Annotated in this window: 22 protein-coding genes; 3 read left to right on the top strand and 19 right to left on the bottom strand. The window is 49.6% G+C overall.

The window, feature by feature from the left end:
• Positions 1-52 precede the first annotated feature (52 nt).
• The 9 genes from KCG43_RS10895 to KCG43_RS10855 form a co-directional block, all read right to left on the bottom strand.
• A complete protein-coding gene (locus KCG43_RS10895) occupies positions 53-1,018 on the bottom strand; it encodes a flagellar motor protein MotB (RefSeq protein WP_192016543.1) in 966 nt (321 codons plus the stop codon).
• Positions 1,018-1,875 carry a flagellar motor stator protein MotA gene (gene motA / locus KCG43_RS10890; RefSeq protein WP_027252369.1) on the bottom strand — a complete coding sequence of 286 codons (858 nt, stop codon included), beginning with the start codon at positions 1,873-1,875 and terminating at the stop codon, positions 1,018-1,020. Before motA ends, KCG43_RS10895 begins: the two co-directional genes overlap by 1 nt.
• 15 nt (positions 1,876-1,890) lie before the next feature.
• On the bottom strand, positions 1,891-2,619 hold the full coding sequence (locus KCG43_RS10885) for a FliA/WhiG family RNA polymerase sigma factor (protein ID WP_192016544.1): 729 nt from the start codon (positions 2,617-2,619) through the stop codon (positions 1,891-1,893).
• 7 nt (positions 2,620-2,626) lie between these two features.
• Positions 2,627-3,100 (bottom strand): flagellar basal body-associated protein FliL, encoded by a 474-nt coding sequence (gene fliL, locus KCG43_RS10880; protein ID WP_192016545.1) that lies wholly within the window; start codon positions 3,098-3,100, stop codon positions 2,627-2,629.
• Positions 3,101-3,115: 15 nt separating this feature from the next.
• The gene (locus KCG43_RS10875) at positions 3,116-4,222 is read right to left on the bottom strand and encodes a flagellar hook-length control protein FliK (RefSeq protein ID WP_255557991.1); all 1,107 of its coding nucleotides are present in this window, start codon (positions 4,220-4,222) and stop codon (positions 3,116-3,118) included.
• Entirely contained in the window at positions 4,222-4,527 is a 306-nt protein-coding gene (locus KCG43_RS10870; RefSeq protein ID WP_218384765.1) for a hypothetical protein, read from the bottom strand. Before KCG43_RS10870 ends, KCG43_RS10875 begins: the two co-directional genes overlap by 1 nt.
• The gene (fliS, locus tag KCG43_RS10865; protein ID WP_218384764.1) at positions 4,520-4,909 is read right to left on the bottom strand and encodes a flagellar export chaperone FliS; all 390 of its coding nucleotides are present in this window, start codon (positions 4,907-4,909) and stop codon (positions 4,520-4,522) included. Before fliS ends, KCG43_RS10870 begins: the two co-directional genes overlap by 8 nt.
• Positions 4,910-4,921: 12 nt before the next feature.
• Complete coding sequence (gene fliD / locus KCG43_RS10860) at positions 4,922-6,262, bottom strand: flagellar filament capping protein FliD (protein ID WP_218384762.1); 1,341 nt, start codon at positions 6,260-6,262, stop codon at positions 4,922-4,924.
• Positions 6,263-6,677: 415 nt separating this feature from the next.
• Positions 6,678-8,207: a M28 family metallopeptidase gene (locus tag KCG43_RS10855; RefSeq protein ID WP_218384760.1), complete on the bottom strand. Its 1,530-nt coding sequence runs from the start codon at positions 8,205-8,207 to the stop codon at positions 6,678-6,680.
• Positions 8,208-9,767: 1,560 nt separating this feature from the next.
• On the opposite strand from KCG43_RS10855, the gene KCG43_RS10850 reads away from it, so the two are divergent.
• Positions 9,768-10,865 carry a hypothetical protein gene (locus tag KCG43_RS10850; protein ID WP_218384758.1) on the top strand — a complete coding sequence of 366 codons (1,098 nt, stop codon included), beginning with the start codon at positions 9,768-9,770 and terminating at the stop codon, positions 10,863-10,865.
• A gap of 320 nt (positions 10,866-11,185) precedes the next feature.
• On the opposite strand, the gene KCG43_RS10845 is transcribed toward KCG43_RS10850, so the two are convergent.
• The 10 genes from KCG43_RS10845 to KCG43_RS10800 form a co-directional block, all read right to left on the bottom strand.
• A complete protein-coding gene (locus KCG43_RS10845; protein WP_218384757.1) occupies positions 11,186-12,142 on the bottom strand; it encodes a transposase in 957 nt (318 codons plus the stop codon).
• A gap of 427 nt (positions 12,143-12,569) precedes the next feature.
• Positions 12,570-13,451 carry a lateral flagellin LafA gene (gene lafA / locus KCG43_RS10840; protein WP_192016552.1) on the bottom strand — a complete coding sequence of 294 codons (882 nt, stop codon included), beginning with the start codon at positions 13,449-13,451 and terminating at the stop codon, positions 12,570-12,572.
• Between the two features lie 530 nt (positions 13,452-13,981).
• Positions 13,982-14,788 carry a hypothetical protein gene (locus tag KCG43_RS10835; protein WP_218384756.1) on the bottom strand — a complete coding sequence of 269 codons (807 nt, stop codon included), beginning with the start codon at positions 14,786-14,788 and terminating at the stop codon, positions 13,982-13,984.
• Complete coding sequence (gene flhA / locus KCG43_RS10830) at positions 14,781-16,874, bottom strand: flagellar biosynthesis protein FlhA (protein WP_218384754.1); 2,094 nt, start codon at positions 16,872-16,874, stop codon at positions 14,781-14,783. Before flhA ends, KCG43_RS10835 begins: the two co-directional genes overlap by 8 nt.
• A gap of 21 nt (positions 16,875-16,895) precedes the next feature.
• Entirely contained in the window at positions 16,896-18,023 is a 1,128-nt protein-coding gene (gene flhB / locus KCG43_RS10825) for a flagellar biosynthesis protein FlhB (protein WP_218384752.1), read from the bottom strand.
• Entirely contained in the window at positions 18,020-18,799 is a 780-nt protein-coding gene (fliR, locus tag KCG43_RS10820; RefSeq protein WP_192016556.1) for a flagellar biosynthetic protein FliR, read from the bottom strand. The genes flhB and fliR overlap by 4 nt, the downstream gene beginning before the upstream one ends.
• Entirely contained in the window at positions 18,799-19,068 is a 270-nt protein-coding gene (gene fliQ, locus KCG43_RS10815) for a flagellar biosynthesis protein FliQ (protein ID WP_027252354.1), read from the bottom strand. Before fliQ ends, fliR begins: the two co-directional genes overlap by 1 nt.
• Positions 19,069-19,077: 9 nt before the next feature.
• On the bottom strand, positions 19,078-19,857 hold the full coding sequence (gene fliP, locus KCG43_RS10810) for a flagellar type III secretion system pore protein FliP (RefSeq protein WP_036759474.1): 780 nt from the start codon (positions 19,855-19,857) through the stop codon (positions 19,078-19,080).
• Positions 19,857-20,255 carry a flagellar motor switch protein FliN gene (fliN, locus tag KCG43_RS10805; protein ID WP_027252352.1) on the bottom strand — a complete coding sequence of 133 codons (399 nt, stop codon included), beginning with the start codon at positions 20,253-20,255 and terminating at the stop codon, positions 19,857-19,859. The genes fliP and fliN overlap by 1 nt, the downstream gene beginning before the upstream one ends.
• A 29-nt stretch (positions 20,256-20,284) precedes the next feature.
• Positions 20,285-21,100, bottom strand: coding sequence for a FliM/FliN family flagellar motor switch protein (locus tag KCG43_RS10800; RefSeq protein WP_192016557.1), 816 nt, complete (start codon positions 21,098-21,100; stop codon positions 20,285-20,287).
• A 516-nt stretch (positions 21,101-21,616) separates the two neighbouring features.
• Between KCG43_RS10800 and KCG43_RS10795 the strand changes: the two genes are divergently transcribed.
• Together KCG43_RS10795 and KCG43_RS10790 are read left to right on the top strand one after the other, a co-directional pair.
• A complete protein-coding gene (locus KCG43_RS10795; RefSeq protein ID WP_218384749.1) occupies positions 21,617-22,501 on the top strand; it encodes an OmpA family protein in 885 nt (294 codons plus the stop codon).
• Complete coding sequence (locus tag KCG43_RS10790; RefSeq protein ID WP_192016559.1) at positions 22,501-23,865, top strand: sigma-54 dependent transcriptional regulator; 1,365 nt, start codon at positions 22,501-22,503, stop codon at positions 23,863-23,865. The genes KCG43_RS10795 and KCG43_RS10790 overlap by 1 nt, the downstream gene beginning before the upstream one ends.
• Positions 23,866-23,880: the final 15 nt, after the last annotated feature.

Genomic DNA, 23,880 nt, shown 5'->3' with positions numbered 1-23,880 from the left:
TCGCTAAAGTTCTCCAGGTGGCAAAGGGATAATCCCTTTGCCGGTTACTCAATTAAGACGCTTCAATGTAGTCCTGACGGATAACAGGCTGATTAAATTCTGCTTTCTCACGGGCCTGCTGTATCACAGGACCGTCATCGTTAGCCGGTGGCCCTTTGAACAGTGTTTCCACCATTCGGGCAGCCACTGATGTGAGGACAAACAACTCAATACGTCGGTTTTCGCTGGCTTTCGGTTCTTCAGGGTTCAGCGGCGCACGATCAGCCATGCCAGCAACCTGCAAGACATGATTTTCAGGCGCTCCGCCGACAATCAGAGTCTGGCGAGCTGCATTGGCGCGTGAAGCCGACAGCTCCCAGTTTGATCTTTCGCTGAAAGTGCCGCTGTAACGAACCGCATCTGTGTGGCCACTGATAATCAGCGGATTCTGAATCTTCTGGAAAATGGGGGCCAGTGCCAGTAATAAATCCTCAAAGAAAGGCGTCAGCTCGCTGCTTCCCCGGTGGAACATGTTCTGGCGGAAGTCGTCCTGCAAGACAATGCGAAGTCCTTGCGGCGTCACATCGACATGCACGTTTCCTTCTGCTGAAACCTGCTTCGCCAGTTCCTCAACCACTTGCGCCAGTACTTTCAGTTGTTCCTGAGTTTCATATGTACCCTGAACCAGTGCATCAGTTTGTGAACCATCGCCATTTCCATCGTAGAAGGAGGTGACAGTCACAGCAGCATCATGTGAGCTGAGGTCCGCCGCTTCACCGCCCAGATCAATCGGAGACAGGCTGGTGGAGGTATTAAACGGATTACCTGAAGCCTGGTCGAACAAACTGGAGCTGTTGAGATAAGCAACGATCGCTTGGCGTTCCGTCTTGTCGACAATGGCCAGGATCCACAGCACCAGAAACAGCGCCATCAGGGCTATCATGAAGTCGGCAAATGCCACTTTCCATGCCCCGCCATGCCCTGCTTCATGCGAGTTGCGGCGTGCTCGTTTGATGATGATCTGATCGTGCCGTTGCATTATGCCTCCTGCTCAGACAGCCATTTTTCCATGTCATTGAAGCTTGGCTTCACATCGAGCTGAATGTGTTTACGGCCAGCATCTATGGCCAGCAGGGTAGGCTTCTTGGCCACATAAGCGACCAGCGTGGCCCGGACGCATTCAAAGGCTGTCATATCACGCTTAACACGTTGCGACATGGCATTACTGGCCGGGTCAAGCACACAGTAACAACCGAAGATACCCAGGAATGTCCCCACCAGTGCGGCGGCAACTTTGTAGCCAATTTGCGCGATAGAGCCGTCGATGAACTGCATGGTGATAATGATGCCCATCACTGCCGCCAGAATGCCGAAACCGGGCAGGGCCTCAGCTGTACGGTGCAGTGAACGAGAAGGCAGCAGAAGGTCATCTTCAATGGCCATGATTTCCTGCTCCAGCAGAGCTTCAAGCTCATGGGGTGACATCTGGCCCATGGCCATTAGTCGCAGGTTATCGGTAATGAAAGCCACCAGGTGGCTGTCGTCTTTGACCAGCGGATAACGTTCGAAAATCTCGCTGTTTTGAGAATCTTCTATGTGGCTGTCCAGTGATTTGAAACCACCGTTACGTATGGTTTCCAGCAACAGTTGCATCAGACCCATCAGCTGCATGTAGTATTCTTGCTCGTTTTTGCGGGGCTTCATTATCTGGCGAAACTGAATACGCATTTCACGAATAACATGTGGTGGGTTGCCTATGATGATAGAGCCCAGTGCAGCACCGGTAATAATAAGAATTTCAGCAGGCTGCCAGATGGCCATCAAGGTACCGCCGGCCCATAGGTAACCGCCGAAAACACACAACAGAATGACGATTGCGCCGGTAAATTTTTGCATGTCAATTTGCTCCTATCAGCAAAGATATTGATTCAGTTGTTTCAGTGCCTGCTTATGAAGCTGGCATACACGAGGCGGTGTCAGGTTCAGCACCAATGCAATTTCGTGCAGGTTCATATCATGTTGATAGAACAGGGTCAGCAGAAGCTGTTCACGCGGTTTGAGCTTGCCAAGCGCCGCCGATAGCGTACGGCGAATATGTTCATGACGAACCGATTCACCGCCGTCATGGTTCATCGAAAAATCGGAACCGCTTTCAAGCAATTGATCCAGGCTTTGCATTTCGCTGGCCATAGAGGCATTCAGGCGCTGCAGATAATCTGCCTGGTCCGTGCCTAACGCTGCGATGATTTCGGCCTCCGATGGCTGGCGGCCGAGTTTTTTCATTAAGTCGCGGGTAACGTCATTCAGTTCATGCGCCTGCTGACGGGTTTGGCGCGAGCGCCAGTCAAGACGGCGCAGTTCGTCGAGAATGGAACCGCGGATCCGGCATACGGCAAAAGACGGGAAATTCGGGTCTTCCACGTTACCGTAGCGACGACCTGCTTCCAGCAGTCCCATCAGACCGATTTGCTGCATATCTTCCAGACTGCAGTGGGTGCTGACATGACTGCGTAGCTGATTGACAACACGTTTGACTAAGATCAGGTGATCACGGATCAGCTTATCTTCGTTCACTACCGGGTTGTTACGCCCGGTGTCGTGTTTTTTCTCGTACTCTTCAGTCGGGTTGATATCTAGCATAGGCGCCTCACTGAATCACATATTTGGTCAGCAATACATTGTCGATGGCGCGGGCATAACGTGTCTGACTGAAAGCGTTCAGTAATGTACCTTTGACTTCATCCTGAAGCTCTTCAATCGTCCGTTGGTTCTGCAGTTGCTCATAGGTTTTATTGCTGAAGAGTTTGAGCAGGGCATTGCGTACAACCGGCATATAGTTATCGATACCTTCAATCGCTTCTGCGTTACGTGTTTCCAGCGCCAGTTCCATCATGATGAAGTGCGTTTGACGCTCGCCTTTCACCGACAGAACCAGCTTTTCCAGCGGATGGAAAATAGGATCGGTATTCTCTGGTTGGCTAAAGGGGAGACTGAAACTGGCACCGCCTTCGCCCTGATGACTTTTGACGTACCAAAGGGTACCGCCAACACTGGCAGCTGCGACCAGTACGCTGGTGATCAGCATGATGATAATGATCAAGACGAGATTACGCTGGGTCATGTAAATGGCTCCTCATCAGGCTCTGGTTGATAACCAATGGCCTGAATCTGTTGTTGTTATCTGGCTGTCATCAGCCTGATTGTTGGCAAAAATAACGGGTTGTGAGTCTTCTTGTGTATGTTCTTGCTGCTGACCCTGACGGCCATCACCGACATTGACATCAACATGAACAAAATTCTGTTCCTGTAACTCGGCTCTCAGCCGCTCAGACACCTGAACCAGCGCATCACGGACGGCCGACTGGCTGGCATGGATTTGAACACTGAGACGATCGCCATCCATACGAACGGTTAAATCCAGTTTGCCCAGGTCAGGCGGATCCAGACGAATGCGTGCTTCCTGCAAATTCTGGCTGGCCTGCAATTGCACTCTGTCCTGCAGTACCTGGATCATCTGCTCTCCCCATTTACCTTGCTGGCTCTGAGGGAGTTTGACACTGGCCCATTCTACGGGAGCCGCGGCGTTTTGAGCCTGTTGGGATGAACCGGATTGCAAGGCTGCAGAGTTAGCGGCACCGTCTGCAGACAGTCCTGCAATCAGGGTTTGCAGAGAAGGGGCTGTGCCGGCGCTGCGGGATTCAACTAATCCTGTTAACGCGAGATCCTGCTGAGCCGGTGACTGGCTGCGTTGCTGCAGCAGGGCAGTAAAGCGAGCGTTGTCGGCTGACTGTGTACTGACAGCCTGGCTGTCTGTCGGTGCGGCGGGTGTTGCGGTAGCGCCGGATTGCATCAAGCGCGTTTCTCGCATGCCGGTATTCGCGGACGCTGAAATGGCGTTTTCTGCGGTACCGACCGCCGCTCCGGGCGCCCCGGTATTGGTTGCCGAGCTTGCTCCCAGCTGCTTTTCGGCCTGCGCCAGCAGATTGGCAATGATGTCCGCTGCCGCGGCGGGAGACAGTACCGGATTGCTGTCCGGCTGCTGGTCTGACAGTTCGGCAGCATCGGCCGTGTAAGAGGTCTCAGTAATGGCTGCTTCCTGTTTGTCAGTGGCGGCATTGGATTGCAGCGTGTCACTGAAGTTAGAAGCAGTGCCATCATTGGACGGTTTGACTTTGCCGGAAAGCATGTCCGCCGACTCGTTGTCACTGTTAGCCAGTTTGGAATGTGAGACGATAGTGTTCATTAAAGCTCCATATTCATGGCCATTTGATATGCCAGAAGTCCTTCTTTTCCTTCACCGACGGCATTCATGTCTTGCTGTAACTTTTCTTTCGCTGCATTGACCGCAGCGATAGCTGTCTGATGACTGCTTTTCAAATGGGCAAGCGCCTGAAGATAATCTTCAGTCAGCTGAGTCCCTTTCAGATTCCGCAGTACTTTTTGTAACGTCTGGTCAAGTTGCTGAAGGCGATCCCAGTCGCTATCAGTCACGGTGCGGTCAAGATGCTGTCTGAGAGTCACGAGCTGGCTCACTGTGATGTTAGACATGCTGACCAAAACCTTCCCATCCCTCACGGACGTTAGTCATGACATTTTCCACCGTTGCCAGGTGTTCGACTTTGTTCTGGGAACTGGCCTTAAAGAGCTCGCTGATGCAAAACTCGTAAAGGTCGTGAAGATTGGCAGCCAGATCGCCACCTGCTTCAACATCCAGCGCACTGTCGAGACCAATCAGGATGTTCATGCACTTACTGATGCCTTTCCCTTTGGCTTCCAGACGGTTGGATTCGATGTGACCTTTGACCCGGACGACTTCATCCAGCAGGCCGTCAATCAGCATGATCACCAGTTGGTGAGGGTTTGCTGATGCGGCCTGGGCATCCAGATCGACGCTTTGATACGAATCAAAGCCCGAGTTTTGCATTAGCATGGGTTAACTCCTTTAAATCGCGAATAATCCGCTTGTTTGCTGCATTTGTGTCATCAACTGGTTCATCTGAGTGAACTGGGCGAGATAACGGTCGTAAGACATCTGGTACTTGCGCTCCAGATTGGACATTTTGTCGTCAATACGGCTGATATTTTGCTGAAGGCTGTCTTTGCGGTTTTTGAAGACGCCATCAGAGAACGACAGGTAAGGTTTAATTGTTGCTTCCAGCGAGTCGAACAATTTATCGGTGCCGTTGAACATTTCGTTCAGTGCTGCCGGATCAGCGGCCTGGGCGGCTTCGAACTTGTCATTGTCGATTGCCAGTTTGCCGTTTCGGTCAATACTGACACCTACTGAATACAAGCTCTGGCCGTTGTAAGACTGACGGAAAATACTGCTGATCTGGTTTTCCAGAGAACGGATGGTGCCATCACCGGCTAATGGGCCACGTTTTTCATCTTTTGAACCGACCTTGGTGTATTTGTCGATTTCAGACATCAGCGCGTTATAGGCATCCACCATTTTATTCAGTTGTTCTTTGGTGGCTTCTTTATCAGAACCCACAGTGATACCGATTGGCTGATCACCACTGGTTTGCGCTTTAGAAACGGTCAGATCAACGCCGTCAATCACACCTTCAAAGGTATTGGAGCTATTGGTCAGTTTCAGGCCAGTGCCTTCAGCACCCAGCCAGATCACCGCATCTTTAGGTGTGCTGATATCCGTGCTGTTGGCAAAAGCGTTTTCGAAGTTGGCATCACCTGTACCTGTCACGTTGACAGACACTGTATTGGCGACACCGGTTTCCTTGCCGGACAGCATGAAGTGGGTTTCGCCGTTGGCGCGAACCAGTGAGGCGTTCACACCCGGGTTGTTTTCATCAGTATTGATAGCGGCGACCAGTTCCTGAAGGGTGGCAGTGCCATCGCTGTCAGTGTCCACGGTCGCCAGATCAAGCGTCATGGTATTGCCATCCATGGAGATAACCATACTACCTGCAGCAGGAATGGCTGTGTCGGCTGTGGTACCTGCGCCCAAATCAACACCCATCTGATGAGAGGTCGCGATTTGCTCGACAAATACCTGATACTCACCCGCCAGCGCGCTGGCATTGACACTGGCACTGATGTTGCCTTCCTGCGAGAAAGTGGCACCATTTTTTACCACGCTGTCATTCAGGCCATTCATGTCTTCTACTGCAGTTCGGAATGTCCGTAACGCAGTTTCAACTTTGCCGTAAGCAGAAATCTGGCTTTGGTATTTATCAGCCTGAGTCTGAAAACGTTGCTGAAACGGCTGAATCTCATAGGTGGCCAGCTGTGTTGCCATACTGATCGGATCGATGGAACTCATGGAAAAACTCCTATATTTATGACTACTAAAGCAATTAGTGTGCCACTGCGTTAATTGGTTGAAATTATTGGAATTGTCATGGTTTTTCCACGTAAAGCGGAAGCTGGATTTCCGATCGGGTTTCCGCTTTGTCTTCCGTCTGACAGTGATTGCTTCCAGACGGAAACTGCTCCGCTTCAGCAGGAAACAGACGGGTGAAGCCAACTCGCTTTGCAGGATCACCTTGTCGCCTATGCAACAATCCCTATGAAGTAGGGCGGCGAATTGGTTGGGGTCATTAAGAAGTGCAACGGGAAATCAGGGACAGGGGGGAGAGCTAACGATAAAGAACCGGAAACCCGGGGGTTTCCGGTAACCTTGGTGTGGAAAAATATCAGGGGGAAACATCCCCCTGTTGCTGGTGAGTCAGCGCAGACTACTGCGTTGACGCCTTAAGTGTCACCCCAGAAAACTGGCGATAGCCATCCAGCATGATGGAGTAAGTGCCCGGTGTGGCCCCGTCAAAGGTACAGACTTCGTTATTTCCGTTCCGGTATGGACGGCAATCCCAGTTTTGCTTGCTGGCCTCCGAGCCAAATGACACATAGAGATCAACATCCCCCGAACCACCGGATGTGCTGATCTGCAGTGTTTTCTGAGCGGGCAGCTCGAAGCTATACCGAATCTGACTGCCGGTTGCACCGGACAATCCGTTAACCGGTACGCCATCTTTGAGCTCGTTACCTGTCGGCGGCGGTGGGGTTCCGCCTGTAGCATTGGCCATTTCAATGGCGTAGGCGAGACCCAGCTTAGTGAACTTCACCGCATGTGAACCTGTGGGATCTGAGTTCTGCAGCGTGTCGTTCGGTGTGTGGATCATAGGGTTGTAGTCGTTGAATTTTGCTTCAAAGGGCATAGCTGCAGAATAACCGGCTTTATGCCATGAAGCGTGATCTGAACAGGCATAGCCGCAGGTGTCGAACCCGTAGGTTAAGCTTGGCAGATATTCATCAACCAATTGGCTCAGGAAAGTGGTCAGATTACTGTCTGTGTAATCAGTAATAAACACAATATCTTCAACCGAGCCTTTGTAGTTGGTCATGTCCAGCTGCAGAGCAGAGATAACCTTTTTGCCTTCCGCTTTATATTGGTTGGCCAGATCCTGTGAGCCACGTAATCCCACTTCTTCCGCAGCATAAGCCATAACGGCAATACTACGTTTAGGCTGGAAATTGTTTTCCGACAGCACGCGAATAATTTCCGTTACGCTGGCGATGCCGGATGCATCGTCATCGGCGCCGGGTGCAATACTCTGCTCATTGGTGTGCGAGCCGATCGTGGAGTCCAGGTGACCGCCCAGTACGATCCATTCATCCGGCTTTTCTGATCCTGTTATTGTGAATACGACAGATTTCTGGTTGTAACCAAAGTGCGAAACTTGCTTAACGCTGGCATTGGGCAACGAAGCACTCAGCGAACGCCATTCACTGGCCAGCCAGTCAGATGCTTGCGCACCTGAAGTGGTGGTATAAAAACGGTTGATGAAGCTGGTCAGTGAACTGATTGTGCCGGTAATGGCTTGTGAACTTACCTGAGGCAACCAGGCATTGACTGTGTCTTGCTGGCTGATGTCAGGAATCTGAAAAACCGCGAGTGACTGCGGTATATTGCTGGCGGCAATGGCACTTTCTGCCGAGGAATGGACCATGTATCCGCCGCAGCGCTGATGGTCCTCATGCATGTGGTGCGATAACTCAGCCAACTGGCTGTAATCCACTTGTCCTACCCACACCGGCCCGCTGCTGGCCAATGACTCTGGCAATATAGCTTGCGCTTTGTGCTGCATGACAGATTTCACTGTCTGGCTGGCATCCGACCCGATGGATATCCAGACTTTGTCCTCAGCATATGCCTGACTGCAGACAGCTGAAATGAGTAAAGCCAATAACGTTGTTGTGTTTTTCATATTCTCCTCCCTGGAGATTTTTGTTAAACCAACAAAACTTAGGCCAGTTTGGATGGAAAGCGAAAGTATCCTTTTTCATCAATGCGTAACGCAGGGTTGTCACAAAACTATCAATAAAGTGTTTGGCGCCGGGGGAGAATGAATTATTCATGATGAACTGCTTAGTTACGGCGTTTCATTAACGTTATGCGCAGAAATTTCGGGTAGATATGGAGAAAAATATTGTTGAGATTGACTGATATTAGATTTCAATTTTGCGAGCTATGCGGAAAAGCACAATGCTGTTGAGTGCAACCTCCTCTCGGACAGTTGTGACTGAAAAGGGACTTAAATGAACTTAAAAGGACAGCCACCTTTAGAGCCATATCACGGTAATTTGCGGACTTAATAGGACAGTCACCTTTAGAACCATATCACGGTAATTTGTTGTTTTTAAACACCTATCAACATGTCTGAGGTGATGTGATAAATTTGAGTCCGATTGTTTTGAACTGTTAGTTTTTGCGGGAATGTAGGAGATGTCTGCACATTGCACCTGATGCAACCTGCACATGAACCGTCGTTCTGGTATCACTGAAATTGAACTGATGCCGAGTTGAGTTTACGCGTTTGCGGCGAAATGCGATCTGCCATAGAGTTTGTGAAGTAGATTGAATTGCAATTATACGCATACTGCATTTAGGCTTTATTGTAATTTTTTGTTTGTCAGGCATACCAGGCATGCAAAAAAAGAAGCTATTTTATTCCTTTTTGGTATTCACTCGGAAGATTTAACCCTGCTATATAGCTTTCAACTCAAAGTACGTATCGCGGGTGTTCTTTGTCTTTCAGGTAAATGCTCAGGCATCGTTTCGGTGAAACGGAGGCTGGGCATGACAATCACGTTTAAGGAGAGTTACGTGGAGCAATACGCTTACTCAGTTCAATTTAATAAGATCGAATGTATTTCAAAGACCAACGAAGGTTCAGCACACGATGAAGTGTACTTTGAAGTACGGACCTATTCGAATCCGTCGAATCCGGACTTAAAAGGACAGTCACCTTTAGAGCCATATCACGGTAATTTGCGGACTTAATAGGACAGTCACCTTTAGAACCATATCAAGGTAATTTTTTGTTTTTAAACACCTATCAACATGTCTGAGGTGATGTAATAAATTTGAGTCCGATTGTTTTGAACTGTTAGTTTTTGCGGGAATGTTGGAGATGTCTGCACATTGCACCTGATGCAACCTGCACATGAACCGTCGTTCTGGTATCACTGAAATTGAACTGATGCCGAGTTGAGTTTACGCGTTTGCGGCGAAATGCGATCTGCCATAGAGTTTGAGTAATAGATTGAATTGCAATTATACGCATACTGCGTTTAGGCTTTATTGTAATTTTTTGTTTGTCAGGAATACCAGGCATGCAAAAAAAGAAGCTATTTTATTCCTTTTTGGTATTCACTTGGAAGATTTAACCCTGCTATATAGCTTTCAACTCAAAGTACGTATCGCGGGTGTTCTTTGTCTTTCAGGTAAATGCTCAGGCGTCGTTTCGGTGAAACGGAGGCTGGGCATGACAATCACGTTTAAGGAGAGTTACGTGGAGCAATACGCTTACTCAGTTCAATTTAATAAGATCGAATGTATTTCAAAGACCAACGAAGGTTCAGCACACGATGAAGTGTACTTTGAAGTACGGACCTATTCGAATCCGTCAAATCCTGATGAGTTCGAGCGAAAATACTATTACCACGACAGCCCACTGGAAATGAATCCGTCCAATGAGGACGGTCATCGGAATGTTGATATTGTGGTTCCGGCCAGTGGCTTGCACAAGATTGAATTCCAGCTCTGGGAGCGGGATAAATCAGATATGAGCAAAGGAAAGGACGATGACCTCGGCACGATGACGATTACGCGTGACGCAGCGAAAGTCACGACGTCCGACATTTGCAATGAAATTGATCAGCCCTCACATGATAAATACGGCAAGTACAATATCTATTGGCGGGTGATGAACAAACCTCTGCCAAGTCTGCGCGTGCTTGGGATTTACTGTGAAAAACAATCCTGTGGCTGTAATAAAGAAGTGATTGATACCGTTGCTGATTATACCTCTCAGGCGGAAGCTGCGGCAGCTGAAGTGTTAGGTGAAATCAAAACGCCAAAGGCACAGCTGATGTCTGATGCCTTTAATGCTGCCTCTTACGTGATCAAGTTTGAGGCGGCGTTGATCGAATGGCTTGCGAAAATCATTGAAGGCGATGATGACGTGTATATCCAGCATCTTGACGATGCGCAAAGCGATCCAACGGGTGGTGCCTTCTGGCCGGAGTCGGGGTCGAATATCAAAATGACGGACGAAGACCAGTTCGCTTTTGTTGAAAGCGAATCCTATTACTATCGATTCCCGCTGGACCGTGGGCCAGTCACAATCAAAATCCGTGACAGAGACCCAATCAAGAAAGACATCGATCTGGGAGCACTGACGATCGACGAGAGTCAGTATAATACGTTGAAGGATTTGGGGGCTCAGGTGGTTGTCCTTTCCGGGATGGGAGATACGAAGGCAGGAGAGCAGGGCGCGATTTACTATCTTTGTTACAGTGTGGGTGAAGAAGATTACGCGAAAGCGCCGACACCTGAAGCACAGGGATACACGACGTCCTAATTCCTCAATCACCCGAAAAGAAATGAAAAGAGCGCTTCAAGCGCTCTTTTTTTTTCATGAAAATCGGGCGGGCTTAAAGGGGCAGTCACTTTGGGTTACAAGGACAGTCACAATGGGCCTTTGGGTCATCGGCCTGAAAAAGGTAGTGTGCTTTGTGTTGATTTCACCGAATTGCTGTTAAAAGCATCTTAATAATATTGATTTACAGTTGTTGATATCAACAGCGGTTCTTCTGTCTCTGGTCTGATTTTCAGGAGAGTGTAGCGTACATATGACATTCAATGTGTTGTGTGCAGAGAGTTCAGTGTAGCGGGTCAGGATTATGGAATTTGTAAAGCGGTTCGCCGTTGCCTGTTAAACTTGGGTAATGCTGTTTGAATTGCAGCTGCAGAACCAATGAGTGTGCATTTTTTTATATTTGTACAAACATCCAGCCACGAATCAGCCTTGATACCAAGTCGCTCAAGGATAGGAAGCTGAGCTGATTGTATATGTCCGGACTTATCTCCTCTGACTTGTTGTCCTGTCCAATCAACCAGTTCAAGATAATCTGCCAGGCTAAATGGCAGTCCTTCCGGCATATCGTTTCGCGGATTACCGGCGAAGGGAAAAAGAGATGGGGCCGTTATCTGATCTTTCCGATGCGATTCTATGCGTGCTTTCACTGAAGTGAAGCTGGAGGCTTCTGGTGTGTCTGCGATTCCGGCTCGTATGGGGTTTAGATCAACGTATGCCATAGCAGCAGCCAGGGCTTTTTCATCCAGCAATGCCTGGCTTTTGAAACGTCCTTCCCAAAAGTGGCCGGTGCAGTTATCTTCACGATTAGCTTCGCTTGCTATGTATTGATTCAGCAGGCGCATGAACCAGCTGATGGAACAGAGTCTTTCCCGCCAGGTCTGGATGATGGCTAAGCAAGCATTTTGCTCGATCTCAGATAAGTTTTCGCTTTTTAAGAACCGTTGAATCAGCATGGGAGCACGATGTAAGGTGAGCCAGCGATCAATGACTTCGTGATTTGATAAGCGATAAGCCTGATCTTTGTTGATATGCAGAACGACATGGTAATGATTGCTCATGATGGCGTAAGCACAAACATCAACACAGAATACACTGGCAATCCGTTTCAACCGTTTTTCAACCCAGCCCCGCCGGTGTTCATAGCTGGTTTGGGTAAGTTCGTCATATCCGCACAGAAATGAACGCCGAACACAGCGGGAAACACAATGGTAATAGGGCGTTGCTTCTACACTAATGAGTTGGCTACGTGCTGTTGTCATTGGTAATGATTGATTGATACTGGATGAATTTACAGTATATGTATTTGAGCGCAGACGAAAGGGAGAAGTTCAGAATTTCGGGCCAGGTATGAAAATCATGAAATTGATGAAGTTGTATTTTTCTTAATGTGCCTGTCCTTGTAGGAATGATGTGTAGGAGAATGATTGGCTGGCTGGCTGGCTGGCTGGCTGGCTGGCTGGCTGGCTGCGTGCTGCTGTTTCGTAATATGTCTGTCCTGATAAGAATGGAGTTACTGGTTAACATGCCTGTCCTGATAGGAGGCTCACGTGTCTGTCCATATAGGAGGGGAAAGCGTCAGCCTCATTCAGGGTGGGACATTCAGGGGGGAGACGAAAAAAAGCCCCGAAAATCGGGGCTTTGAACATTGGAGTGACTTTGACTAGGTATCTGAGACTAATCAGTTGATTAGCGCAGCAGAGACATTGCCATGCCAGACAGCTGGTTAGTTTGAGACAGTACAGAAGTACCGGCTTGCATCAGCATCTGGTTCTTAGTCATGTTAGAGGTTTCAACAGCGAAATCAGCATCCATGATACGGCCTTTCGCAGCAGAGGTGTTCTCAACCATGTTGCCCAGGTTAGTGATGGTGTGTTCCAGGCGGTTGATGTTCGCACCCAGAGCAGCACGTGCGCCACCGATGGTGTCCAGAGAAGTCTGGATAGTGTCCATTGCAGTCTGTGCGGCAGTTTGGTTAGCCGCTACAGTTGCGCCTGTGTCACCGAAGGTACCCAGAGAAGCGATAGTACCACCTGCTTCCAGCATAGTTACTGCTGCGCCAACTTTACCATCGATAGAAGTAGCGAAGTCCAGAGTTTCAGCAGAAGAACCACCGATTTGCAGTACGATACCGCCGCCTTTCACGCCCGCTGCGTCAAACACAGTTTCGCCAGCGTACTTAGTGTTGGCCATTACGCTGCCCAGCTCGCTGGTCAGTTCAGTGAATTCTGCGTACAGAGCTTCCTGATCGTTGACTGAGTTAGTACCGTTCGCTGCCTGAGTAGCCAGGTCGTTCATGCGGTACAGGATGTTGCTTGCTTCGTCCAGTGCACCTTCAGTCGTTTGCATCATAGAGATGCCGTCCTGAGAGTTGCGCATTGCAACAGACATGCCGCGAGTTTGAGATTCCAGGCGGCTTGCGATTTGCAGACCAGCCGCATCGTCAGCAGCAGAGTTGATACGGTAGCCAGTCGCCAGACGCTCCATGGCCGTGTTCAGCATGTTGCCTGTGCCGTTCAGGGTGTTTTGCGTAACCAGAGATGCGTAGTTGGTGTGCATTGATAGAGCCATGAAAATTCTCCTAAGTATTGCTTCTTTATATTGGTTTATATCGGCACACAAATCAGTTTGTTGTTCTGTGTGGCCGTTATTCCTACTCGCTAATATGAGGCGGAAGAGGCTCTGAGAACATTAATCAGAAAAGTGAAAAAAAATGATTTCATCTTGATGTTTAGCGGTTTTTTACCTGGATTTTATGAGATAAATTTATTAAAAATCAGTAACTTGATTTTTATATGGAATGCTAAAATAAATTTTGAAAAATTTGCTAAATTCACAGTTTCCAGCTGTAAAAGCCATGGTATGAGGTTTCAATTTTATTAAACCGGGCAATGAAATAATCAGCCAAAGTGCTGGTTAGAGTAAATGGTCTACACCTGAATGAGTGAAGGATTAGGTAAAGACAGAAAAGAGCCAGGTAAATAGGTAGCAAAGAGTTGTGATCGAGATTCAATATTTGGCGGGCAACAACAAAAAGCAAGACGCCAGCTGAAGTGCTGGCGTTGTAAATACTAGCGTTATAAATAACAGTGTTGAGGGGGCTATTTAACGAGTTTAAATTTTCTCGGTGCGGAGAAGGAGGTGGGTATATCGCTGATGTACCCGAAATAATAACCCGCACCCAGACGGCGGAAGCGGATCAGATCGTATTGAGTGGCCACGCGTCCGGCGACAAACTCGACATGGCACTGTTTCAAAAAGCGGATGACCGGCAGTAAGCCTTGCTTGAAACTGGTGTCTTCATTGAATTGGGCAATCTTGATGGCTGCGGGTGGATGCGTTTCCAGCAGAGGGAGATAGGCGGTTGGCAGCCTGATATCCACCCAAAACGCCGGGCAGGTGTCATGTAACCAGCCCAGCAGTTTACCTAACTGCCCGGTATCTGAATCGGATTGAAAAAGCTGGAGGCAGGGCACGACGTCCTGCATCGCCTGGCTATGGTGTTCAAACAGGGAAGATAAAAAATGCTGGCCGGGTTCCCATTTCAGCAAGGTTTCCACCTGCAGGGGCACAACTAACGGATTAATCAGGCTGGCATGAATGGTTTCTTGCTGAAATTTAATGTGCCTGACAGCCAGCAGCAGCCCGAACAAATCCAGCGCATAACGCATCTCTTCAGACAGGTCGAAACGGTAGACACTCTGCTCGTTATTGCTGCCGAACCGTAAAGTGAGGTGCTGGAATGTGACCTCGTTGGTTTCTGTGTGTCTTATCGGCTGACAGACATGACGTATATCATTGTGCTGCATGGCCTCAAGCAGAATGTGATCATCCGGAGTCTGGGCTGCCTGAATCAGCAGCCCGCGTGCATGCTCGCCTAACGCGGCATCGGTAAACAACTTAGCCAAGGTTTCCTACCACATTGATTTGCTTGTGTTCTGGAATCTCATTATATGACAAGACAGCCAGACCTTGTGCAAAAGTACGCGCATAACGTGACAGAAGTGGCCGAAGTTGTGGCATCACCAGCAGAACCGGAGGCAGGTTTTGCTGCTTAAGCTGCTGTTTGACTAATGGCAGGTTTTGCTGGAATTGCTGAAGGATATTGGGCTCAACCGGGAAACTGTCCAGCATGGCCTGGCCGTTTGACTGTGCCTGCTGCAAAGATGTCAGCAAAATCTGCTCCAGATCATCAGACAAGGTGTACACGTTCAGATCTTTGCGGTCACCGTTGATCAGGTTGACTAAAGTGCGGCGTAAACTACAACGCACATCGGCGGCCAGCAAAATAGGATCTTTGGTATTTTCTGCACTGTCGAGCATGGTGTTGGCTATGGTGCGTATGTCTTTGACCGGCACCTGATCCTGCAGTAAGTGACGGAACACCTTGAGTTGCTGAGCCGGTGTCATGACATTGCCCAGTGCCTCGGCCAGTTTCGGTGCCTGCAGCGACAAGCGGTGGATCATGTTGTCGACATCATCATGGGTGAACAAATCGGCCAGGTTGTTTTTCATTACCTTACTCAGGTGCGTAGCGATGACGGTAGCGTCATCAATGACCTGATAACCCATATTCAGTGCCTTGGCTTTGTCGCCGGGCTCAATCCAGACGGCCGGTAACTGATAGGCCGGGTCAGTACCCAGTATGCCGTCAATGTCACCGTAAGTTTCACCCACCGCAATGGCCATCAGGCGATCCGGTTCAATTTCACCTTGTTCGACTATCTCACCCTGTACGGCGATGGTGTATTGGTTTGGCCGCAGGCTGAGGTTGTCCTGAATACTGACTTCAGGCAGCAGATAACCCACTTGCTCGGACAGTGTTTTACGAATCCCCCGGATCCGCTGCGACAGCGGCGCGCCCTGATCTTTATTGACCAGATGGACCAGGCGGAAACCCAGGTGCAGCGAGAGGCTCTGAACATGCGGAATATCATCCCAGGCCAGCACTTGATCGCTTTCACGGCGCATGGCGTAGCCAAGTTGTTCAACCTGTTCCAGTTGATCGTCATGGGTGGGTGATTTGAGTTGTCGCCAGCCCGAATAGGCCAGTACGGCAGCGAATGCGTAAAATGCCAGATGCGGCATACCCGGCACACTGCCGACAATCGCCATAATCGCGGCGGCAGTGAACAAAGTGGTTGGGGAAGCGAGCAGCTGATTGCGCATCGACTCAGCCATGTCGTCATCGCTGTCATTGATACGCGTTACGATAATCGCCGCTGAGGTGGCCAGCAGCAGGGACGGGATCTGTGCAACCAGACCGTCACCGATAGTCAGTAAGGCAAAGGTTTTGAACGCTTCTGCGCCGGTCATATCGTATTCGAACACGCCAATGCTGATACCACCAATAATATTGATGAACAGAATCAGCAGGCCGGCGATGGCATCACCACGGACGAATTTTGACGCACCGTCCATCGAGCCGTAGAAATCGGCTTCATTGGCGACTTCTTTCCGGCGCAGCTTGGCACGTTCCTGATCGATCAAACCGGCATTCAAATCGGCATCAATGGCCATTTGTTTACCCGGCAAGGCGTCGAGGGTAAATCGGGCAGCGACTTCTGAAATCCGCTCGCCACCTTTGGTGATGACCACGAAGTTGATGATCATCAGAATGACAAAGACCACCATACCGACGACATAGTTACCGCCGATCACCACTTCACCAAATGCCTGGATCACTTTACCGGCCGCATCGCCGCCATTGTGACCTTCAAGTAACACTACCCGTGTGGACGCTACGTTCAGCGTCAGACGCAGCAGCGTAGCCACCAGCAAGATGGTTGGGAAGATAGAAAAATCCAGTGGTCGTTTTGCCGTGGTACTGACCAGCAGTACCATGATTGCCAGCACTATGTTGAAGGTGAACATGGCGTCCAGCAGCATAGGGGGCAGGGGCAGCATGACCATGGCCAGTATCATGAGCAGAGCAGCAGGAATACTGATATAGCTGCGCTTTAAATGGTTAAATTTAGGTAGCCTGTTTAACATGGGTTTGATCTCTCTCCTGCCTTAATACTGTAAGTGGCGTGGAATCGCAAAAGTCGGTAATGCCTGTGGTTTGCCGCCTTTCCCGGTACGAAAAGCTTTGAGCTGCATGACATAAGTCAGAATGTGCGCCACGGCGATATACAGCTGGTTCGGCACGGCCTGTTCCAACTGAGTGGTATGATAAATAGCACGCGTAAGTGGCGGGGAATTCAGTATTTCCACATTGTTTTCGCGGGCGATACGCTGAATATGCAGGGCCATTTCATCCACCCCTTTGGCAACCACGAAAGGGGCGTCGTACATAGTCGGATCGTATTTGATGGCGACCGCATAGTGGGTTGGGTTAGTGATCACTACATCTGCCTGAGGCACGGTTTTTTCCACTTTACGCCGCGCAAACTGTTGCTGAATCTGGCGGATACGCTGTTTCACTTCCGGCCGGCCTTCGTTGTTTTTGTATTCTTCCTTGGTTTCCTGCTTGGTCATTTTCAGCTGCTTTAAGTGCTCCCAACGCTGGTAGGGCACATCAAGCAAGCCAAATATGATCAGCGCAACGCCCATCAGCAGCACACCGTGGAAAAGGATACTCATGACGGCGACAACGCCCTGGCGCAAGGGCAGGTTCTGCATCGCCATCAGCTCAGCCAAATGAGAATCCAGATAGGTATATAGCAGCAAGAAGATAACGGTCACCTTGAGGGTCGATTTCAGCAGTTCAACCAGTGAGCGTGTCGAGAACATACGTTTGATGCCGGCAATCGGACTGATCTTCGACAGTTTTGGCAGCACACCGGTAGGGTAGAACAGCCAGCCGCCCAGCATCAGACTTCCCGCGATAGCCGCTAACAGTATGACCGCAAACAGTGGCAGCAGCAGTTCTATCAAAATAGCCAGGCTTTGCCCCATATGTTCAATACCTTGCCAGGGTGACTGCAGATCTTCGCGGGTCAGTTGCATGTTGAACCGGAACACACCGCTGAGCGCATCCCAGATGGCCTCAAGCTGGACCGAGAAGAAATACACCACAACGATAAAAATCACTGAGGCGGTGAGATCTTTGGCCCGTGGGATTTGCCCCTGCTCTCTGGCTTTACGGATTTTCTGGGGCGTAGCTTTTTCTGTTTTGTCCTGCGTACTCTGGTCACTCATAGGCCGTTTCCTGCGACATAATAGGTCAGCTCCTGCAAGGTGGTATGCACGAACTGGGTATAGCGGCTGGGTACACCGCTGATAGCAATGAGAATACTGAACAGGCCTAAAAGCATGGTCATTGGAAAGCCTAATGCGTACACGTTCAGGCTGGGCGCGGCCCGGTTCATGACACCGAAGCTGATGTTGGCGAGCAGCATGGAAACGATGGCGGGTAAGGCCAACGCCAGTGCTGAGGCGAACATCCAGCCAACCATGGACAGAATCTGGTGCAGCGTTGCTTCACTGATACCAGCGCCGACTGGCCAGATATGGAAGCTCTGGACCAGAATATCAATCACGATCAGATGGCCGTCCAGTGCCAGAAAAAGCAAGGTGCTGAACATCAGGAACAGGCGGCCGAGCAGGGCGACAGACATGCCGTTCACCGGGTCATTCATGATCGCCATACTCAGGCCCATTTGCATAGAGACAATCTGCCCGAGCATGGTCATGGTGTTGAATAAAAGGTGAATGATAAATCCGAAGAACACTCCCCAGATCGCTTGCTCGAAGGCGAGCACCAGTGCTTTAAGGGAAAGGGGATCCACAGCTGGCATCGCTGGCATCAGTGGCGCAATCAGAATGCTGATCGACAAGGCGAAAAGCAGCCTTATCCAAATCGGAATGGCGCCGTCGCCAAAAAAGGGCATAGCCACGAGCGCCGCCCCGAGGCGGAAAAAGGGCCACCAGACTTGCCCCAGCCAGGCTGTGATTTGCGCAAAGGTCAGATCCATCAGCCAATCATTCCCGGAATGTTATGGAACAGATAGGTGAACAGGTCGACGAGCTTTCGGATCATCCAGTGGCCTGCGAAAATCACCATCAGCAGGGTTACCAATAAGCGCGGAAGAAAGCTCAGGGTCTGTTCATTAATCTGCGTTGCCGCCTGAAACACGGCAATAAGCAGCCCGACAAGCAGCCCAGGAATGACCAGTACCGTCACAATGGTAATGATCATCCACACGGCATCTGAAAACAGGGTAACAGCGAGTTCCGGTGTCATGTTGTTCTCCTACCCGAAACTGGCTGCGAGTGTGCCAACCGTCATTGCCCAACCATCCGCCAGCACGAATATAACCAGCTTGAACGGCAAAGAAATGATCAGAGGTGACAGCATCATCATACCCATCGCCATCAAGACGCTGGCAACCACCAGGTCGATAATCAGGAAGGGAATAAACAACATGAAACCAATCTGGAATGCCGTTTTCAGTTCACTGATCACGAAAGCGGGTAACACGACGGCAAACGACAGATCTTCAGCGTTCTGATTGATGGGCTCGTTGGCAATGTGCAGCATTTGTTCCAGAGAACTTTGCTGGGTTTGCTTGAGCATGAAATCTTTGACGGGTTTTTCTGCCACTGCAAAGGCATCCATCAAGGTCATCTGGCCTGCGTCATACGGCTTGAAAGCGTGCTCGTAGACGTCTGTCCACACAGGGCGCATGATGAGCAAGGTTAACGCCAGCGCTATGCCGACCAGAACCCGGTTAGGCGGACTCTGCTGCAGGCCGAGCGCCTGACGCAAAATGGCCAGCACTATAATAATCCGGGTAAAGCTGGTGGCCATCAGCAGGAAGGCGGGTAAAAAGCTCAGCGCCGTCATTAAGAGCAGCACCTGCAGCTTAACGCTGTATTCCTGATTGGCGGCACCATCAGACACTGTCATCAGTGTCAGGCCGCCACTTTCAGCCGCAAATACCGGGTGTGAAGACAGAAGAAATACGAGAAAACCGGTGATACATAGCCCGCCTGTGCGGGCTATTCGGTGACAGGTACTGCGGAGCATCATCAGGATTCCACGGAGTTAAGCGGCGAATCCACGATGTCGATCAGGCGCAGACCATATTTATCATTGACCACAACAACCTCGGCATGGCCCATCAGCGATCCATTGACTTTGACATCCAGTGGTTCGCCGTTGAGCTTATCCAGCTCAATCACGCTGCCTTCACCGGCTTTCATCAGTTCACCCAGCGAGACTTCGGTACTGGACACTTCCAGCGTGACAGTGACGGGGATTTTTTTGAAGAAATTGATATCGCGTGAAGGCACGTCGTCATAGGGAATAAAGGGCGAAGCAGCTGAATCCTGCTCGGTTTCAATATCATCATCCAGCTGGTCCAAATTCAGATCGTCAAAGTTCAGATCGTCTTCGCTGAATGCGTTTACGTCTGTCATCTCATTCAAATCAGTCATGTTTCAATCCTGTAATAGTATTATTTATCTTTAAGAATCAGGACGAGCTGGCCGTCTTTGTCGGCCACGCATCCGTTAAATAAATGTTCCTGTCCGATACGCACCGGCACATTGGTGAGGAGATCAATGTTCAGTACATCGTCAGGACGCAGCTTGAGCACATCATCCAGCGGCATTTTTTTCTGGCAAAGCGTGGCATGAAGCTGAACCGGCGTATTCTCCAGCGCGAGCCTGAAATCATCGCTCAGGTGATGGTTGGTCTGGAACGCCATATCATCCATCAGCACCTGAAGCATGTTTTCATCGAAGTACAGGCGGAACGCCGCCACTTTTTTACGGTAGCTCACAGTGAAAGTGGCGAGTAAGCCGACACCGTAAGTCATGCCATCATCGGTCAGTTGCCACGCCTTTTCATCGGCCACCAGTGAACAAATACGCTGCAGTAATCGCTGTTGAAGACGCAGGTCACTGGCTGTCAGCGTCGAATTCGCGTAACCGGCATCGCTGCGATCGATATCGGCGTTGTAAAATTTATCCGACAGCGCCAGTAATAACTGGGTATCCAGTTGCGCTTCAATCAGCCCTCCGGCTTGATGCCGAATGACAGAGGCATTGTTGCTTTGATCCGTGGCATCCCGGTTGGAGAGTTGAATGTCAGCCAGCTTAATGGTCAGATTTTTGTCTTTCACCCAGCGTTGTAAATCCTGGGTAATTGACGAATCTGCCTGCGAAAAGATTTTCTGCAACTCTTCCCGGATGACATGGATTGGGCGCCCTAAATGTTCAACGTTCAGTGTGGGGAAATGTTGAGCATTGTTTAACTCAATTTTTTTCATATTGGCATATCCGTCAGAACTCATATGCAACTTATTAACTGTTGCGGATTTAATTTACTTCTATTTTGGTAAAACCACTATTAGTTTCGCTAAGTCTAGCCTGAGCTATTTCCTGTGTTTTAGTTATTGATTTTGAATTTGTGATGTTAGTCCACATGTTGATTATATCTTCATTTATAGGGTTTTCTTATATATGAATTGATGAGACTTTTATGGCCGCCTTTGAAATGCCCTGTGTTTTGTTAGGTTTTGCTTGCCACAAGTAGCTGTTTTTGAAGCCATATCAAAAAATCATTCTGACGGATAGAATGTCGGTACGGTGTCAAATTAGTGTCAGAGTGGCGTCAAATATAAATTGAATCAAGATCACCTTTATTTTATTAAAGTGATTTTGAGCAAGAAACAAATATATAGAAACAACAAACCAATTTGGCTGTTTAATATTTTGTGGCTAAGTTGGATATTATGATTAAAAAATGAATTTTGGTTTTTTTCCAAAATCTGAGAAGGGTAAAAATGTTAATTTCATTTCTCAAGAAATACACATTCTTATTTATTGCTCTTGCGGCAGGTTCGGTTGAAGCAAAGCTTGTTTCAACACCGATGGATCTTGTCGAGTGGAAATACCAAGGCGACAAATTTCACTGTTCATTAAATCAGCAGGTGGATAATTTCGGTCAGGTGAGCTTTATCGCGAATGCCGGGGAAAATTTGACGCTGAAAGTGAAGCCTATGCGACCTGTGGTTAAGTTTCAATCTGCAGGTCTGTATCTGCAGGATGGTCCTTGGGTGGCGACACCTAAGCAGACATCACTGAGCCCGGGTAAGCAAGTCAGTCCGACTGAAGTGTCGTTCACTCATGCAGTTGATGCATTGCTTGACGGTATGACAGCTGGCCAGTGGGCGCGGGTTGGGATGCTCTATCAGAACAACAATACCCCGGTCGATTTGCTGCTATCGAGCGTTAATATGGCACCGGCACTGGCTGATTTTACTCTCTGTCGTTCCCGCCTGCCGGCCATGTCGTACAAACAGGCTCGTGACCTGGTGTTTCAGTTTGATTTGGGACAACGCACAGTTTCCACTGAGCAAAAAGCAACGCTGTCAAATCTGGCTGAATACATTCGTCTTGATACGTCAGTCAATCAGGTGTTGATTGATGGTCACTCAGATAATGTGGGCTCAAGGCTGGGCAATGTGCAGGTGTCTAAAGTCCGTGCCGATGATGTGGCCAGTTTTCTCCGGGAAGCCGGCGTAAAAGACAGCTTGATTCAAATCAGGGCACATGGTTCCCGCTATCCGATTGCCCATAACGAAACGGCGAAAGGGAAAGCGTTAAATCGTCGGGTAACAGTGCGTGTTATGCGTGCTGGCAACAATGATGAAAGCAGGGTTCAGTAATGATTACGAAGACAATTCAGTTCATTGAACCGGACAGGCAGCAGGCTCAGCAAGTGATTCAGGTGCTGGAGCAGGCGGGCTATCAGGTGGATTATCTGACATCCGGCAAAGCCGGCTTGCAGTCACGCCAGGCGGCGATCACTCTGGTCAGCTCCTCGCTGCCGGATATGTCACTGACCGAATGGGTCCGCTACAGCCAGACAGTGGCGGACACACAGCAGCGCCGGATTGCCATTGCGATTGTCGATCAGCACGAAGGCTTGCTGGCGGCGGAAGCGATGAAAGCCGGTGCGACGGATTATTTGTTAAAACCGTTCGAACCCAGTCAGCTGTTAAGCCTGATTGCCCGGGTTGAAGCGCTGCAAAAGCCCATGTCTGACATAGTGGCGCAATCCTGGCGCAGTAAGCAGATTTTGCAATTGGCCCACCGTGCGGCCTGTACGCATGCCAGTGTGCTGATTACCGGCGAATCAGGAACAGGCAAAGAAGTGCTGGCGCGCTATGTTCATCAGCAGTCACCACGCAGCAAGATGCCGTTTGTCGCGGTGAACTGTGCTGCTATCCCGGAATCCATGCTTGAAGCTGTCTTATTCGGCCATGTAAAAGGGGCCTTTACCGGGGCAACCGGCAGCCAGAGCGGCAAGTTCGAAGAAGCAAACGGCGGCACCATTTTGCTGGATGAAATTGCCGAAATGTCGCCGGCGCTGCAAGCCAAGTTATTACGTGTGCTGCAAGAGCGCGAAGTCGAGCGTGTGGGCAGCCATAAAACCATCAAGCTCGATATCCGGGTGATAGCCGCCACCAATAAAGATCTTCGTGTCGCGGTACAGGAAGGGGTGTTCCGGGAAGATCTTTATTACCGCCTGGATGTGTTACCTCTGCACTGGCCACCGCTTCGCGAGCGTCCTGAGGATATTCTTCCGCTGGCCGATTATTTCATCGGTAAGTATCAGCAAGGCAGTGCCTGCCAGCTATCCGCGGATGCCCAGCAGATGATGATGCAGTACCACTGGCCGGGCAACATCCGCGAGCTGGAAAACATTATCCAGCGCGCATTGGTAATGAGACACGGCGATTTCGTGACCTCTCAGGATCTTATGCTGCCGGTAGACAGCAGCAAAATTCAGGCGATTAAACCTGAATATATGCCAGCATCGGCGGGCAGCGCAGGAACAGAACAGGGCCATATTGGTGCGAAGAAACAGGCCGAATATCAGTATGTGCTGGACGTGCTTAAACAGCATGAGGGTAACAGAACACTCACGGCAAAAGCACTGGGTGTGACGACAAGAGCTTTACGTTACAAATTGGCGGCAATGCGTGAGCAAGGCATTGATATTTCACAAATTGGCTCAGCAGCCTAACGATCAGGAGACACA

It is taken from the genome of Photobacterium sp. WH24, assembly GCF_019204055.1.
Lineage (GTDB): Bacteria > Pseudomonadota > Gammaproteobacteria > Enterobacterales > Vibrionaceae > Photobacterium > Photobacterium arenosum.
Note: the sequence above shows the minus strand (reverse complement) of the source record. Positions and strands in the feature narration are given on the sequence as shown.

Coding starts and splice junctions, on each gene's coding strand:
- KCG43_RS10895 (WP_192016543.1), bottom strand. CDS start 1,018: ATGCAACGGCACGATCAGATCATCATCAAACGAGCACGCCGCAACTCG.
- motA (WP_027252369.1), bottom strand. CDS start 1,875: ATGCAAAAATTTACCGGCGCAATCGTCATTCTGTTGTGTGTTTTCGGC.
- KCG43_RS10885 (WP_192016544.1), bottom strand. CDS start 2,619: ATGCTAGATATCAACCCGACTGAAGAGTACGAGAAAAAACACGACACC.
- fliL (WP_192016545.1), bottom strand. CDS start 3,100: ATGACCCAGCGTAATCTCGTCTTGATCATTATCATCATGCTGATCACC.
- KCG43_RS10875 (WP_255557991.1), bottom strand. CDS start 4,222: ATGAACACTATCGTCTCACATTCCAAACTGGCTAACAGTGACAACGAG.
- KCG43_RS10870 (WP_218384765.1), bottom strand. CDS start 4,527: ATGTCTAACATCACAGTGAGCCAGCTCGTGACTCTCAGACAGCATCTT.
- fliS (WP_218384764.1), bottom strand. CDS start 4,909: ATGCTAATGCAAAACTCGGGCTTTGATTCGTATCAAAGCGTCGATCTG.
- fliD (WP_218384762.1), bottom strand. CDS start 6,262: ATGAGTTCCATCGATCCGATCAGTATGGCAACACAGCTGGCCACCTAT.
- KCG43_RS10855 (WP_218384760.1), bottom strand. CDS start 8,207: ATGAAAAACACAACAACGTTATTGGCTTTACTCATTTCAGCTGTCTGC.
- KCG43_RS10850 (WP_218384758.1), top strand. CDS start 9,768: ATGACAATCACGTTTAAGGAGAGTTACGTGGAGCAATACGCTTACTCA.
- KCG43_RS10845 (WP_218384757.1), bottom strand. CDS start 12,142: ATGACAACAGCACGTAGCCAACTCATTAGTGTAGAAGCAACGCCCTAT.
- lafA (WP_192016552.1), bottom strand. CDS start 13,451: ATGGCTCTATCAATGCACACCAACTACGCATCTCTGGTTACGCAAAAC.
- flhA (WP_218384754.1), bottom strand. CDS start 16,874: ATGTTAAACAGGCTACCTAAATTTAACCATTTAAAGCGCAGCTATATC.
- flhB (WP_218384752.1), bottom strand. CDS start 18,023: ATGAGTGACCAGAGTACGCAGGACAAAACAGAAAAAGCTACGCCCCAG.
- fliR (WP_192016556.1), bottom strand. CDS start 18,799: ATGGATCTGACCTTTGCGCAAATCACAGCCTGGCTGGGGCAAGTCTGG.
- fliQ (WP_027252354.1), bottom strand. CDS start 19,068: ATGACACCGGAACTCGCTGTTACCCTGTTTTCAGATGCCGTGTGGATG.
- fliP (WP_036759474.1), bottom strand. CDS start 19,857: ATGATGCTCCGCAGTACCTGTCACCGAATAGCCCGCACAGGCGGGCTA.
- KCG43_RS10800 (WP_192016557.1), bottom strand. CDS start 21,100: ATGAAAAAAATTGAGTTAAACAATGCTCAACATTTCCCCACACTGAAC.
- KCG43_RS10795 (WP_218384749.1), top strand. CDS start 21,617: ATGTTAATTTCATTTCTCAAGAAATACACATTCTTATTTATTGCTCTT.
- KCG43_RS10790 (WP_192016559.1), top strand. CDS start 22,501: ATGATTACGAAGACAATTCAGTTCATTGAACCGGACAGGCAGCAGGCT.